The following is a 12,501-nucleotide window of genomic DNA, read 5'->3' as shown; positions in this document are numbered from 1 at the left end:
GCCCGTAAGGGCCCCATGTCAAATCGAGCCGTACTCTCCCCGGCCTCGACCCAACCCGAGCCCCCGACTCACAGCGCCGACATCGTCTTCCACTGCTCCCACGGGATCTGCCAGTCGTACCAGTCGTACTGCGCCGGCAACGTCGTGATCGCCCCGGTCACCTCCACCGGGTCACCGACCAACGCGCTGTCGTAGTACGCCTTGGCATCGGCCTCCAACAAGTTCGCGCACCCGTGCGACGAGTTGACCCGCCCGATGTTCCCCGCGTTGTCGTTGTTCTCGTGGATGAACTCGCCGTGGTTGGAGAACCGCACCGCCCACTTCTTCACCACGTTGGTGTAGCCGTACCGCGGGTTGTCGAAGCTCCACGAGTCGAACTTCTGCATCACCACGAAGGTGCCGTTCGGCGTGGTCAGCTCCGGGTCGTCGTCCTTGCCGAACGACGCCGGGTACGTGGCCACGGTCTGCCCGTCGCGCTGCACGACCAGCTGGTGCGACGGCGTGTCGATCTTCACGACCTGGTTGCGCCCGATGGTGAAGTCGCTGGTCACGTCCGCGCGCCCGTACGCGCCGCCGCCGTAGGGCACCCCGTACAGCTTCGCCTCGACGTGGATCCGGGTGTTCGCGGGCCAGTACTTCTCCGGCCGGTAGTGCACCTCGCGGGGGCTCAGCCAGGCCCAGCTGCCCTGCACGCCCGCCGAGTTGGTCACCGTCAGCGCCTTCTCCACCGTCGCCCGGTCGGCGACGTCGACGTCGAACTCGACCTTGATCGGCACGGCGACGCCCAGGGTCTGGTTGTCGCCGGGGAACAGCGTCGCGCGCACCTGGGACGCGGGGTTGAGGGTGGTGAACGCGCCCTTCAGCTCGACCGGCCGCCCGTCGGTCCCGGTCGCCCGGCCGGCGTAGGAGTAGGTCTTGCCGAAGCCGAGCGGCTCGGTGCTGGTCCAGGTCTTCTTGTCCTCGGAGAGCTTGCCGGCGACCGCCGTGCCCTCGGGGTTGGTGAGCGTGACCTGGTCGATCGCGCCTTCGGCCACGGTGACCTGCACCGGCACGTTCACCGGGGCGTCGGTGGCGCCGTCCGCGGGCGCGGTGGTGAACTTGGCCACCGGCGGGTTGTCGCCGCCGATCGGCTTCGCCGAGCCCTGTTCGACCTTCGCCGAGCAGCCGGCCACCAGGGCCAACCCGACCAGCAGCGCCGCCACTGCCTTGTGCACGTTCCGACCTCGCACGTTACGACCTCCTGATCGAAGGACGTCCCACCCGACCCCCGGTGCGAGTGTTCCGCGTCACACCTCGGGCCCGCACCTAGGATCGCCGGTGTGAACCGTCCTATCGCAGTCGTTACCGGAGCCAGCGCGGGGATCGGTGAGGCCACCGCCCGCAGGCTCGCCGCCGAGGGCTTCCACGTGGTGCTCGGCGCCCGGCGGGTCGACCGCCTCAAGGTTATCGCGGATGAGATCGGGGGCACCGCGGCCGAACTGGACGTCACCTCCGCCGCCTCCGTCGAGTCCTTCCTCGACGCCGTTCCCGCGGCGAACGTGCTGGTCAACAACGCGGGTGGCGCACGCGGCCTGGCCACCGTCGCCGAGGGTGACGAGGCGCACTGGCGGTGGATGTGGGAGACGAACGTGCTGGGCACGTTGCGCGTCACCAAGGGCCTGTTGCCGAAGTTGATCGCCTCCGGTGACGGGCACGTCGTCACCGTCACCTCGATCGCCGCCTACGAGGCCTACGACAACGGCTCGGGCTACACCTCGGCCAAGCACGCGCAGTCGGCCCTGCACCGCACGCTGCGCGGCGAGCTGCTGGGCCAACCGGTCCGCGTGACCGAAATCCTGCCGGGCATGGTCGAGACGGACTTCTCGGTGAACCGGTTCGACGGCGACGTCGACCGGGCGGCCGCCGTCTACCAGGGCGTCACGCCGCTGACCGCCGACGACGTGGCGGACGTGATCGCGTTCGCGGTGACCAGGCCGTCGCACGTGAACCTGGACCAGATCGTGCTCAAGCCCCGGGCCCAGGCGTCGGCCTCCCGCGTCCACCGGACGTGACCAGGCGAACCGCGGCCAGGTAAAGCGTGATCAACCGGACGTGATCAGCTCCACGTCCAACTGGTCGAGCACCGGGCCGATGGGGTTGGCGAACCCCCGGTCCGGGCTCCCGCCGCAGTACAGCCCGACCACCCGGTTCGCGTCGTCCAGCAGCACCGCGCCCGAGTCGCCGTGGTCGGCGAACCGGGGCGTCTCGATCCGGATCTGGTCGTGCAGCGTCCGCACGCCCAGCCCTACCCCGAAGTCCAGCGTGATCGCCGCGTCCGTGGACGCGACGACCCCCTCCGTGACCGCCGTCGTCCGCCCGCGCTTGCGCACCCGGTCGCCCACCCGCGCCAACGCCCGACCCGTGACCGGACCCAACCCGACCACCTCGGGCCGGGCGCGCGGGGTGGTCAGCATGATCGCGGCCGCGTCCACCCGCGACGACAACGCCGCCCGCGCCAACGCGCCGACCCGGTCGTGCACGGGGTGCCCTCCGTCGACCCGCGACGGGTGCACCATCGGGTCGCCGACCGCCCACGCGTCGTCCACGCACGCCACGTGGAACGACGTCAACGCCATCACCGCATGCCTGCGGCGCGGCCGGACCAGCGCGCCGAGCGTCCCGGCCACCACGTAGTCGTCGACCTCCGCGACGTCCGGCGGCACCAGCCGCACCGCCCGGCTCGGCCCGATCCCGATGCCGCCCGCCAGCGACTCGTGCCGCTCCGCCCCGCTCACGCCCTCCGGCGAGGCGATGGTGTGGTGCGGCCAGAACGTGTCCTCGACCACGTCGGTCGGCACGCCGAGCACGTCCGGCGGGATGCCGAACTGCGCGGCGGGCCCCTTGCGGCGGACGAACACGACGATCGCCAGCTCACCGGTCACCCGGCCGCCGACGGTCTTCTCGCCGAGGTCGACACCCACCACACCGGGCCGGCTCAGGAAGTCGTCCTCAACCAGCTTCTTGATCGGCCTGACGGCCGCGCGATCGTCGGGGTAGGCCATGACGACCTCCAACGGGTGCCTCTACCTCCATGAAACGCGCGGAGTGAGGATTCGTCACACGGCGTCACCCGTTCGGCCGGTCAAACACCTCCGGCCACCGCCTCAGCCGAGGTCGCAGCCCACCAGCACCGGTTCCGGGTGCAGCTCCACCCCGAACGCCGCCCGCACCCCGTCGCGCACCTCGCGCGCCAGCTCCAGCAGGTCCTCCGTCGACGCCCCGCCCCGGTTGGTCAGCGCCAACGTGTGCTTGCTCGACAGCGCCACCCGGCCGCCGGGCCCCCGGTGGCCGCGCCCGAACCCGGCCCGCTCGATCAGCCACGCCGCCGACAGCTTCGAGTGCCCGGCACCCGCCGGGTACGTCGGCACGTCCACGTGCGGCCCCAGCCGCTCCGCGATCCGGATCAGCACCCCGGCCAGCGTCGAGTCGTCCAGCATCGGGTTGGTGAAGAACGAGCCCGCGCTCCACGTGTCGTGGTCGGTCGCGTCGAGCACCATGCCCTTGCCGCGCCGCAGTTCCAGCACCGCCTTGCGGGCCGCGTCCGCGGGCACCCGCTCGCCCGGCGCGACACCCAGCACGCGGGCCAGCTCGGCGTAGCGGATCGGCGCGGACTGCCCGCCCGCGGTCAACGCGAACCGCGCCCGCAGCACCACCGCGTGGTCGGTGCCCTTCAGCACGCTCGTGCGGTACGCCAGCCCCAGGCCCTCCGCGGGCACCTGGTGCACCCGACCCGTGCGCCGGTCCAGCAGGTCCACCGACGTCAGCACCTGCGCCACCTCGACGCCGTACGCGCCGACGTTCTGCACCGGCGTCGCCCCGACCAGCCCGGGGATGCCGGACAGACACTCCAGCCCGCCCAGCCCCTGCGCCACGGCCTCCGCGACGACCGAGTCCCAGTCCTCGCCCGCCTCCACGGTCAGCTGCACGAGGCCGTCGCCCAACGGGTCGAGCCGGCGGCCGGACGTGCCGACCGCCACCACCGTGCCGGGGAAGCCCGCGTCCGACACGACCAGGTTCGAACCGCCGCCGAGCAGCAGCAACGGCTCGCCGTCGGCGTCCAGCGAACGCACGGTCTCGACCAGTTCGGCGGCTGTGGTGGCGCGCGTGAACCTCGTCGCGGGGCCACCGAGCCGCAGCGTGGTGCACTCGGCCAGCGGCACACGGGCACTGGAGGGCGGGGTGGTCACGACGGAGAACGGTAGCCTCCGCGACATGGCACGCCGCATCGAGCACCGAACCACGTCCCGCTGGCCCGCGCGGGACGTGTACGCAGCGCTGGTGGACCAGACGTACCTGCGCGACCGGCTCGCCGAGCTGGGTGGCAGCAACCCGGAGCTGGTCGCGTTCACCACCACCGACCAGAGCACGTCCTACCAGCTCAAGCAGGGCGTGCCCGCGGACAAGCTGCCCTCGGTGGCGCGCGGCCTGCTCGGCGGCGACCTGGTCATCGACCGCGCCGAGTCGTGGACCGAGGCGGGGTACGCGGGCACGGTCGAGGTGACGCTGAACGGCGTGCCGGGCCAGCTGGACGGCACCATCACGCTCGCCGACACCGCCGCGGGTGGGAGCGAACTCACCCTCACGGGTCAGGTCAAGGTGGGCATCCCGATCATGGGCGGCAAGCTGGAGGCGATGATCGCCGAACAGGTCGCCCTCCTGCTCGACAAGGAATCCGAGTTCACCGCCGAATGGCTCGCACGCCGCGCCTAGCCGCGGGCCGGGCGCGCGCGCTCGGCCTGCCCACGAGGGGCACCACCAACCCGAACCGCCTGCGCCGGGTCGACCGGTGGGTCGCGCACACCTACCGCGACCTGCTGGCCGGGCCGCAACCGCTGGTGGTCGACCTCGGCTACGGCTCGTCCCCGGTCACCACCGTCGAGCTGGCGGCCCGGCTGCGCGCGGTCAACCCGGACGTGCGCGTCCTCGGCCTGGAGCTGGACGCCGACCGGGTCGCCGCGGGCAAGGAGGTCGCCGACCCGCCGCTGCTGGACTTCCGGCGCGGCGGGTTCGAGCTGGCGGGCGCGCGCCCGCTGCTGCTGCGCGCGTTCAACGTGCTGCGCCAGTACACCGAGGTGCAGGCCGCCGAGGCGTGGGACACCATGGTCGGCCGGCTCGCCCCCGGCGGCGTGCTGGTCGAGGGGACGTGCGACGAGATCGGCCGCCGCTGCTGCTGGGTGGCGTTGACCTCCGACGGGCCGCGGACGTTCACGCTGTCGTGCCTGCCCGCCGACCTGGAGACGCCCGGCGACCTGGCCGAACGGCTGCCGAAGGCGTTGATCCACCACAACGTGCCCGGTGAGCGGGTGCACGCCCTGTTCGCCGAGCTGGACGCGTGCTGGGCGACGTGCGCGCCGTTCGCGCCCTACGGCCCGCGGGCCCGGTGGGTGGAGTCGGTGCGGTTGCTGGCCGAACGCGGCTGGCCCGTGCTGGACGACCGCAAGCGGTGGCGGTTGGGTGAGGTCACCGTGCCCTGGGAGGTCGTGAGTCCCTAGGCTGTGCGGAGTGGACCACGCCGATCTCGTGCAGCACCTGAGGACCGAGTACGCCGCGTTGCGCGCCGCCGCGGTGGCCGCCGGACCGGACGCGCCCGTGCCCACCTGTCCGGGGTGGACCGTGCACGACCTCGTCGACCACCTGGGGCGCACGCACTCCTGGGCGTTGCGGGCCCTGCACACGCCGGTGGACGCCGAGTGGCCCAAGCCCGACGACCGCCCCGCCGACTTCGACGAGCTGCTCGACTGGTGGGACAAGAAGTTCACCGAGCTCGCCGACGCCCTCGCCTACACCACGTCGAACACGCCCGCGTGGACGTTCACCGGGCCGAAGACCTTCGCCTTCTGGTCGCGCCGGCAGGCGCACGAGACCGCGATCCACCGGCTGGACGCCGAGCACGCCCGGCACGGCGCGGACGTGCCGTCGCTGCTGTTCGACGTCGAGTTCGCGGCCGACGGGGTGGACGAGTTCCTGACCCGGATGCTGGTGCGCGCCGCCCAGCGCAAGCCGGTCGAGCGCGCGGGCCGGCTGCTGTTCCACGCCGCCGACGCGGGCCGTGCCTGGGAGGTGCGGCTCACGCCCGGCGAGCCGCCGCAGGTCGGGCCGATCACCGGTGCGGCGACCGACGAGGACGCCACCGTGGCGGGCACCGCCGACGCGCTGTACCGGGCGGTCTGGGGCCGGCCGAGCGGCGCCATCACATCGGGTGACAGGTCACTGCTGGACGGGCTGCCGCGATTGTAGATACTTCCGGTCGTGCCCCTGCCTGAACGACGTTACGTGATCACCTTCGGCTGCCCCGACCGCACCGGCATCGTGGCGCGGATCTCCTCGTTCCTGGCCGAGCACGGTGGCTGGATCGTCGAGGCGGCCTACCACACCGACACGACCACCAACTGGTTCTTCACCCGCCAGGAGGTGCGCGCGGACTCGCTGCCGTTCGACGTGGACGAGCTGCGGTCGCGGTTCGCCGAGGTGGCGCGGGACCTGGGCGCGCACCCCGGGTCGTGGCGCGTCTCCGACTCCGGCGAGCGCAGGCGGGTGGTGATCCTGGTGTCCAAGGAGGGGCACTGCTTGTACGACCTGCTGGGCCGGGTGGCGTCGCACGAGCTGGACGTCGACGTGGCCGCGGTCATCGGCAACCACGCCGACCTGGCCGGGATCACCCGCGCGCACGGCATCCCGTTCCACCACGTGCCGTTCCCGGCCAACGACCCGGAGGGCAAGGCGGCGGCGTTCGCGCAGCTGCGGCAGCTCGTCGACGCCCACCAGCCGCACGCGGTGGTGCTGGCGCGGTTCATGCAGATCCTGCCCGCGGAGCTGTGCGCGGACTGGGCCGGGCGGGCGTTGAACATCCACCACAGCTTCCTGCCGTCGTTCGTGGGCGCGCGGCCCTACCACCAGGCGCACAGCCGGGGCGTGAAGCTGGTCGGCGCCACGTGCCACTACGTGACCGCGGACCTCGACCAAGGGCCGATCGTGGAGCAGGACGTGATCCGGGTCGACCACACCGACTCGATCAACGACATGGTGCGCAAGGGGCGTGACATCGAGAAGGTCGTGCTGGCGCGCGGCCTGCGCTGGCACCTGGAGGACCGCGTCCTGGTGCACGGCAACCAGACCGTCATCTTCTGACGAAACCCCGATCCGGGCGGATCCGGCGCACGTAGGCTGCGCCGGTGCGCACCGAGTACACCGACCTGGAGCAGGTCCGCGCGGCGACCGAGCTGAGGCACGCCGTCCTCGTCGGGCTCGACCTGGGCGAGGAGGAGCTGCGCGTGCCGATGGACGGCGCGCTGTTCCTTGGCTGCACGCTCTCGCCCCTGGCCCAGCGGCGTGCTGCGGCGGCCGGGGCGCTGGTGTTCCCGGCCATCCCCGACCTGCCCTACGACGTGTACCGGTCGCGGCTGTACACGCCGGCCGAGCTGTTCGCCGGGTTCGACCCCGACCGCCCGGTCACCTACGCCGACACCCCGGACGCCCTGATCTACCAGCACAGCCGCGCCCGGGGGCACAACCCGGACCCGCTGCACGCCCTGGCCGAACGCCTGCACGACCACGCGATCACCGAGGCGTTGGCCGACGCGCTGCCCGAACGGCCGGTCGCCGTGATGGGCGGGCACGCGCTGGGCCGTGACACCGACGGCTACCGGCGGGCCGTGGGGCTGGGCGCGGCGCTCGGCGAGGCCGGGTTCACCGTGCTGACCGGCGGCGGGCCGGGCGTGATGGAGGCCGTGCCGCTGGGCGTGCGCGTCGGCGTGGACGAGCCGACGTTGAAGGACCTGGCGAAGGCCCCGAAGTTCGGCGGTGACGCGGAGTCCATCGGCCGCTGGATCGCCGCGTGCCCGACCGACCTGCCCGGCTCCGACCCGTCGGGTTCGGGCAGGCCGCGCACGATCGGCATCCCGACCTGGTTCTACGGCCACGAGCCGCCGAACCCGGCGTGCGAGCTGCACGCCAAGTACTTCGCCAACTCGGTGCGCGAAGAGGGCCTGCTCACCGTCGCGACCGGCGGCATCATCTACACGCCGGGCAGCGCGGGCACCGTGCAGGAGGTCTTCCAGGACTACTGCCAGAACCACTACGGCTCGGTCGGCCCGGCCGCGCCGATGGTGTTCCTGGGCGAGCGGTTCTGGGTCGACGAGGTGCCCGCCGCGCCGCTGGTGCGGCGCCTGGCGGCCGGTCGTGAGGCCGAGCGCTGGATCCTGGTCACCGACGACGCCGACGAGGCCGTCGCGTTCCTGCGCGAGTACGCCGCCTAGCGGGCCAGGCCCTCGACCACCTCCGCGCCGGGCAGCTTCGCCAGCACCTCGCCGGGCACGAGCAGCTTGCTGCCGCGGATGCCGCTGCCGATCACCAGCTCCGGCGCGGCGGCGACCTCCGGCGACAGCAGCACGGGCCAGTCGGCGGGCAGGCCGACCGGCGTGATGCCGCCGTACTCCATGCCGCTGAGCGTCACCGCGTCGTCCATCGGCGCGAACGACGCCTTGCGCGCGTCCAGCCGCCGCCGGACCACGCCGTTGACGTCCGCGCGCGTGGTCGCCAGCACGACGCACGCCGCGTACCGGACGGTGTCGCCGCGCTTGCCCGCGACGACGACGCAGTTCGCCGACGCCTCCAACGGCGAGCCGTAGTGCACGCAGAACTCCGCCGTGTCCGCCAGCGCCGGGTCGATCTCCGCGACGGCGAGCCTGCCGCCGTCGGCCATCGACCGCAGCGCGGCGGCGACCGGGTCGGCCACCAGGTCCAGCCGGTCCAGCGCGGGCAGCGGGGTCAGGGTTCCTGCGATGGTCCACACACCGACCATCCTGCCGGCCGCGCTTGACGTTGACGTTGCGTCAACCCCTACCGTGGTCGGCACAGGGAGGGAGCACGGTCATGGCCTGGTCGATCGCGCAGGTGGCGCGGATGTCGAAGGTGACGTCGCGGACGCTGCGGCACTACGACGCGATCGGCCTGCTGGAACCGGCCTGGGTCGGTGACAACGGCTACCGCTACTACGAGCGGGAGCAGGTGCACCGGCTCCAGCGGATCCTGCTGCTGCGCGACCTGGGGCTCGGCCTCGACACCGTGGCGGAGGTCCTGGACGGGCGGCACCGGGCGGTCGACGTGCTGCGCGACCACGCGCGGTGGCTGGCCGCCGAGCAGGAGCGGCTGGCGAAGCTGGCCCGGACCGTCTCCCGCACGATCGAGGAGCTCGAAGGAGGTGAAGAGATGAAGATGGAGGAGCTGTTCGACGGCCTCGACGCGGACCGCCAGGCCCGCTACGAGGCGGAGCTGGTGCGGCGCTACGGCGAGGGGGTCCAGCAGCACGTCGACGAGAGCAAGCGCCGCATGAAGGGCTGGAGCAAGCCCGACGCCGACGAGTTCAAGGCGGAGTGGCAGTCCGTCGTCGCGGCCTACGCCGAGTTGTTCGACGCCGGTGTCGCGGCCGACGCGCCGCGGGCGCTGGAGGTGACCGACCGGCACCACCGGTGGATCCTGCGGGCCTGGACGCCCGACCGGGAGTCCTACACCGGCCTGGGGCAGCTGTACGTGGACGCGCCGGAGTTCAAGGCGCAGTTCGACGCGCACGCCGACGGGTTCGCCGAGTACGTCCGCGACGCGATCGCGGCGTACGCGGCGGCCAGGCTCTAGCGGGTCCACGGGGAGGTGCACATCCCCGTGGACCCCGGTCCGAGCTCGTCACGACCCGCTGGGGAGGTCGTGGAGCCCGAAGGCCTTGAGCGCCTCGCGGTTGAACGCGGGCAGGTCGTCGGGCTTGCGGCTGGTGACCAGCGTCCACCCGGCCATGTCGCAGACCCGCACCTCTTCGTCCGACCAGTCGCCGCCCGCGTTGCGGATGTCGGTGGCCAGGCTCGGGAACGAGGTCAGCATCTTGCCCCGCACCACGTCGGCCTCCACCAGCAACCACGGCCCGTGGCAGATCGCCGCGACCGGCTTGCCCGCGGCGACGTGCTGCTTGATGAACCTCACCGCGTCGCGGTCGAGGCGGAGGTTGTCCGAATTGGCCACCCCGCCCGGGATCACGACGGCGTCGTAGTCCATGGGGTCGGCGTGCGCGAACGGCACGTCCACGTCGAACGTGTCGGCCGGCGTCAGGTGGTCGTACGCCTGCACCTGTCCCAGCTTGGGCGCGAGCAGCCTCGGCACGGCACCGGCCTTCTCCACGTGCTGCCAGGGCTCGGTCAGCTCGACCTGCTCGATGCCCTCCGTGTCAACCAGGAATGCGATCCTCTTCTGTTCGGCCATGTGGTTCGGCTACCCGCGCAGGAAGTCGAGCAACCACCTTCTGACCTCACCGCGGTGGGTCAACCACGACGGCACGAGCTCCAGCCTGCCGTTCGGGAACGCGGCCGCGACCTGCTTGGCCACGTCCTCGGGGTGCAGCGGGTCCTCGGTCGCGCCGATCACCAGCACCGGTGCCGTGACGCGCGCCAACACCGCCCGGTCGGGCACCGCTACCTGGCCGGGCAGCTCGGCGAGCGCGCCGTCGAGCCGGGCGAACGCCTGCCGCCGTTGCGCCTGGTAGTCCGGCGGGCCGCCGACGGCGGTGATCGCCTCCTCGCGGCCCGGCATCCGGCGCGGCTCGTCCAGCACCGCGGGCAGCAGCAGGGCCACCCGGTCGAACGCGTCGGGTTCCTCGGCGAGCAGGGCCAGCAGCGCGCCTGCCGTCAGCGACACGCCGAGGGCCCGGGTCGCGCCGGTCTCGCGGGCGACGGCGCGCAGGTCGGCGGCGATGCGGCGGTAGGTCCAGTAGCCCTCGGGCGCGTCCGGCGCGTCGCCGTGCGAGGGGAGGGTGACCACGACTTTCGTGCCCGGCAGGCCGGAGGCGGGCAGGCGGGCCTCACCGGGTGTCGCGCCCAGGCCGTGGCCGACGAGCGTGACGGGCGCGCCGGAGCCGAAGCTCCGGTGCGTCACCACCGCGGGCCGCGCTGGACCTCGATCAGCCGGGGCCGGACGTCGACCACGTACACCGTGACCGCGACCAGCCCGGCGAGCCAGAACATGCCGCCGGCGGAGAACGGGTGGAACAGCAGCAGCGCGAACGCGCCGCCGCCGGTGATGCCGAGCCACGCGGGCTTGGTCATGCGCTCCGCCGCCGTGTAGGCGTCGGCGCGCTGCGAGAGCGCGTGCGCGAAGGCGAACACGCCCATGACCAGCGCGGCGTAGTACACCGCGAACATGACCCAGAAGTCCAGGTAGAGCGGACTGAAGGGCGGGAACGTTGGCAACACTCCTCCAGCCTACGTGCGCGACGCGCTCGCGGTACAGACGAAACGGGGCGTCCCTGGTGGGACGCCCCGTGACCGACGGTCACTCGGTGGGGTCGGCCGGCTTCTTCGCCGTGGTGGCACGGGTGGCCCCGGTCTTGGTCGGGGTCGCGGGCTTGGCGACCGGCTTGGCCGCGGTGGCCTGCTTGGTCGCGGCGGGCTTGCGCGGCGCGGCCTTGCGGGTCGTCTCGCGCACCTCGGCGGCGACCCCGCCGCCGACCTCGACCACGGTCTCGGCCAGCTTCTCGCTCGCGTCGTCCAGGTCGTCGGCAACCTTCTCACCGGCCGCGCGGGTGCGGCGCGAGACCTTGCCGAGCACGTCGTCGGCCAGCACGCGGGCGTCGGCGGCGGCGGCCTCGGTGCGCTTCTGCGCGGTCTCGACGGCCTCCTCGACCTGGTGCAGCGCCTTCTGCAGGCCCGGCTGGCTCTTCAGCTTCTCCAGCGCCTCCTCGCCGTGCTGGGCGAGGAACTGGTAGAGGTTCAGCGCGGACTGCGTGTAGGCGTCCACGACCTTGCGCAGCTCGGCCGGGTCCAGCCGGTCGCGCAGGTCCTTCTTCAGGTCGGCGGTCTCGGCGGCGCTCTTCGCCGACTCGGCGCGCTCGCGGGCCTTGTTCAGCGCCTCGATGACGGCCTTGGCGGCCAGGTCACCCGCGCCCAGGGCGGCCAGCAGCGGGGTGCGGGCGGCGGCGACGGCCTGTTCGCCCGCCTTGCGCAGTTCCTCGGTGGTGGGCAGGTTCGGCATGGAGATCAGTCCTCCGGTTTGGTCCTGGTGGCGGTGTTCTCCCGCCGGAACGACTCGTAGACGTCGAGCAACACCTGTTTCTGCCGCTCGGTCAGGTCGGGAGCGGTGACGATGGCGTCGGCGAGGGCGCCGCCCTCGCGCTGCTCCAGGATCCCGGCCTCGACGTAGAGCGCCTCGGCCGAGATCCTCAACCCCTTGGCGATCTGCTGCAGGATCTCCGCGCTCGGCTTGCGCAGGCCGCGTTCGATCTGGCTCAGGTACGGGTTGGAGACCCCGGCGAGCTTGGCCAGCTGCCGCAACGAGATCTTCGCGGTGTTGCGCTGCTGGCGGATGTACTCGCCGATGTCGCGGCCGAGATCGGCCACCGCCTCGTCGATGGACTTGTCCAACTTCGCGGCACCTCCTCGATCCGCTTCCGACCGTACGCGGAGGTGCTAGCTGTTGCAAGCGCTC

16 protein-coding genes are annotated in these 12,501 nt (G+C 72.6%); 7 read left to right on the top strand and 9 right to left on the bottom strand.

All coding sequences use genetic code 11. From position 1 onward, the window contains the following. Window positions 1-68: 68 nt before the first annotated feature. Window positions 69-1,214: an Ig-like domain-containing protein gene (locus LZG04_RS13655; protein ID WP_233816739.1), complete on the bottom strand. Its 1,146-nt coding sequence runs from the start codon at window positions 1,212-1,214 to the stop codon at window positions 69-71. A gap of 105 nt (window positions 1,215-1,319) precedes the next feature. On the opposite strand from LZG04_RS13655, the gene LZG04_RS13650 reads away from it, so the two are divergent. Next, window positions 1,320-2,051: an SDR family NAD(P)-dependent oxidoreductase gene (locus tag LZG04_RS13650; protein WP_233816737.1), complete on the top strand. Its 732-nt coding sequence runs from the start codon at window positions 1,320-1,322 to the stop codon at window positions 2,049-2,051. A 30-nt stretch (window positions 2,052-2,081) separates the two neighbouring features. Here LZG04_RS13650 and LZG04_RS13645 read toward each other — a convergent pair whose 3' ends face one another. After that, window positions 2,082-3,041, bottom strand: coding sequence for a S1 family peptidase (locus LZG04_RS13645; protein ID WP_233816735.1), 960 nt, complete (start codon window positions 3,039-3,041; stop codon window positions 2,082-2,084). 102 nt (window positions 3,042-3,143) lie between these two features. Continuing rightward, entirely contained in the window at window positions 3,144-4,253 is a 1,110-nt protein-coding gene (locus tag LZG04_RS13640) for a UDP-N-acetylmuramate dehydrogenase (protein ID WP_233816732.1), read from the bottom strand. On the opposite strand from LZG04_RS13640, the gene LZG04_RS13635 reads away from it, so the two are divergent. The 5 genes from LZG04_RS13635 to LZG04_RS13615 are packed head-to-tail and all read left to right on the top strand — an operon-like array spanning window position 4,252 to window position 8,294. Further along, window positions 4,252-4,749 (top strand): DUF2505 domain-containing protein, encoded by a 498-nt coding sequence (locus tag LZG04_RS13635; protein ID WP_233816731.1) that lies wholly within the window; start codon window positions 4,252-4,254, stop codon window positions 4,747-4,749. The genes LZG04_RS13640 and LZG04_RS13635 overlap by 2 nt on opposite strands. Then, complete coding sequence (locus LZG04_RS13630; protein ID WP_233816728.1) at window positions 4,728-5,531, top strand: class I SAM-dependent methyltransferase; 804 nt, start codon at window positions 4,728-4,730, stop codon at window positions 5,529-5,531. The genes LZG04_RS13635 and LZG04_RS13630 overlap by 22 nt, the downstream gene beginning before the upstream one ends. A gap of 10 nt (window positions 5,532-5,541) precedes the next feature. After that, window positions 5,542-6,276 (top strand): maleylpyruvate isomerase family mycothiol-dependent enzyme, encoded by a 735-nt coding sequence (locus LZG04_RS13625; RefSeq protein WP_233816726.1) that lies wholly within the window; start codon window positions 5,542-5,544, stop codon window positions 6,274-6,276. Between the two features lie 12 nt (window positions 6,277-6,288). Then, window positions 6,289-7,167: a formyltetrahydrofolate deformylase gene (purU, locus tag LZG04_RS13620; protein ID WP_233816724.1), complete on the top strand. Its 879-nt coding sequence runs from the start codon at window positions 6,289-6,291 to the stop codon at window positions 7,165-7,167. 44 nt (window positions 7,168-7,211) lie between these two features. Then, window positions 7,212-8,294, top strand: coding sequence for an LOG family protein (locus LZG04_RS13615; protein ID WP_233816722.1), 1,083 nt, complete (start codon window positions 7,212-7,214; stop codon window positions 8,292-8,294). Here LZG04_RS13615 and LZG04_RS13610 read toward each other — a convergent pair. Continuing rightward, on the bottom strand, window positions 8,291-8,839 hold the full coding sequence (locus LZG04_RS13610; RefSeq protein WP_233816720.1) for a YbaK/EbsC family protein: 549 nt from the start codon (window positions 8,837-8,839) through the stop codon (window positions 8,291-8,293). The genes LZG04_RS13615 and LZG04_RS13610 overlap by 4 nt on opposite strands. A gap of 71 nt (window positions 8,840-8,910) precedes the next feature. Between LZG04_RS13610 and LZG04_RS13605 the strand changes: the two genes are divergently transcribed. Then, window positions 8,911-9,669 (top strand): MerR family transcriptional regulator, encoded by a 759-nt coding sequence (locus LZG04_RS13605; RefSeq protein ID WP_233816718.1) that lies wholly within the window; start codon window positions 8,911-8,913, stop codon window positions 9,667-9,669. Between the two features lie 48 nt (window positions 9,670-9,717). Here LZG04_RS13605 and LZG04_RS13600 read toward each other — a convergent pair whose 3' ends face one another. From LZG04_RS13600 to LZG04_RS13580, 5 genes are all read right to left on the bottom strand, one after another. Next, complete coding sequence (locus tag LZG04_RS13600; protein WP_233816716.1) at window positions 9,718-10,284, bottom strand: type 1 glutamine amidotransferase domain-containing protein; 567 nt, start codon at window positions 10,282-10,284, stop codon at window positions 9,718-9,720. 9 nt (window positions 10,285-10,293) lie between these two features. Then, window positions 10,294-10,956, bottom strand: a complete 663-nt coding sequence (locus LZG04_RS13595) for an alpha/beta fold hydrolase (RefSeq protein WP_233816714.1) — start codon at window positions 10,954-10,956, stop codon at window positions 10,294-10,296. Beyond that, a complete protein-coding gene (locus LZG04_RS13590) occupies window positions 10,950-11,234 on the bottom strand; it encodes a DUF2516 family protein (protein WP_374202822.1) in 285 nt (94 codons plus the stop codon). The genes LZG04_RS13595 and LZG04_RS13590 overlap by 7 nt, the downstream gene beginning before the upstream one ends. 115 nt (window positions 11,235-11,349) lie before the next feature. Further along, the gene (locus LZG04_RS13585) at window positions 11,350-12,048 is read right to left on the bottom strand and encodes a hypothetical protein (protein ID WP_233816712.1); all 699 of its coding nucleotides are present in this window, start codon (window positions 12,046-12,048) and stop codon (window positions 11,350-11,352) included. Between the two features lie 5 nt (window positions 12,049-12,053). Next, window positions 12,054-12,437 (bottom strand): helix-turn-helix domain-containing protein, encoded by a 384-nt coding sequence (locus LZG04_RS13580; protein WP_233816710.1) that lies wholly within the window; start codon window positions 12,435-12,437, stop codon window positions 12,054-12,056. Between the last annotated feature and the right edge of the window lie 64 nt (window positions 12,438-12,501).

It is taken from the genome of Saccharothrix sp. S26, from assembly GCF_021390395.1.
Taxonomy (GTDB): Bacteria; Actinomycetota; Actinomycetes; order Mycobacteriales; family Pseudonocardiaceae; genus Actinosynnema.
Note: the sequence above shows the minus strand (reverse complement) of the source record. Positions and strands in the feature narration are given on the sequence as shown.

What these genes read in the sequence shown, in the direction of transcription:
- LZG04_RS13645 (WP_233816735.1), bottom strand. Translation starts at nt 3,041, where the DNA reads ATGGCCTACCCCGACGATCGCGCGGCCGTCAGGCCGATCAAGAAGCTG.
- LZG04_RS13635 (WP_233816731.1), top strand. Translation starts at nt 4,252, where the DNA reads ATGGCACGCCGCATCGAGCACCGAACCACGTCCCGCTGGCCCGCGCGG.
- LZG04_RS13640 (WP_233816732.1), bottom strand. Translation starts at nt 4,253, where the DNA reads ATGTCGCGGAGGCTACCGTTCTCCGTCGTGACCACCCCGCCCTCCAGT.
- LZG04_RS13630 (WP_233816728.1), top strand. Translation starts at nt 4,728, where the DNA reads ATGGCTCGCACGCCGCGCCTAGCCGCGGGCCGGGCGCGCGCGCTCGGC.
- LZG04_RS13610 (WP_233816720.1), bottom strand. Translation starts at nt 8,839, where the DNA reads ATGGTCGGTGTGTGGACCATCGCAGGAACCCTGACCCCGCTGCCCGCG.
- LZG04_RS13605 (WP_233816718.1), top strand. Translation starts at nt 8,911, where the DNA reads ATGGCCTGGTCGATCGCGCAGGTGGCGCGGATGTCGAAGGTGACGTCG.
- LZG04_RS13600 (WP_233816716.1), bottom strand. Translation starts at nt 10,284, where the DNA reads ATGGCCGAACAGAAGAGGATCGCATTCCTGGTTGACACGGAGGGCATC.
- LZG04_RS13585 (WP_233816712.1), bottom strand. Translation starts at nt 12,048, where the DNA reads ATGCCGAACCTGCCCACCACCGAGGAACTGCGCAAGGCGGGCGAACAG.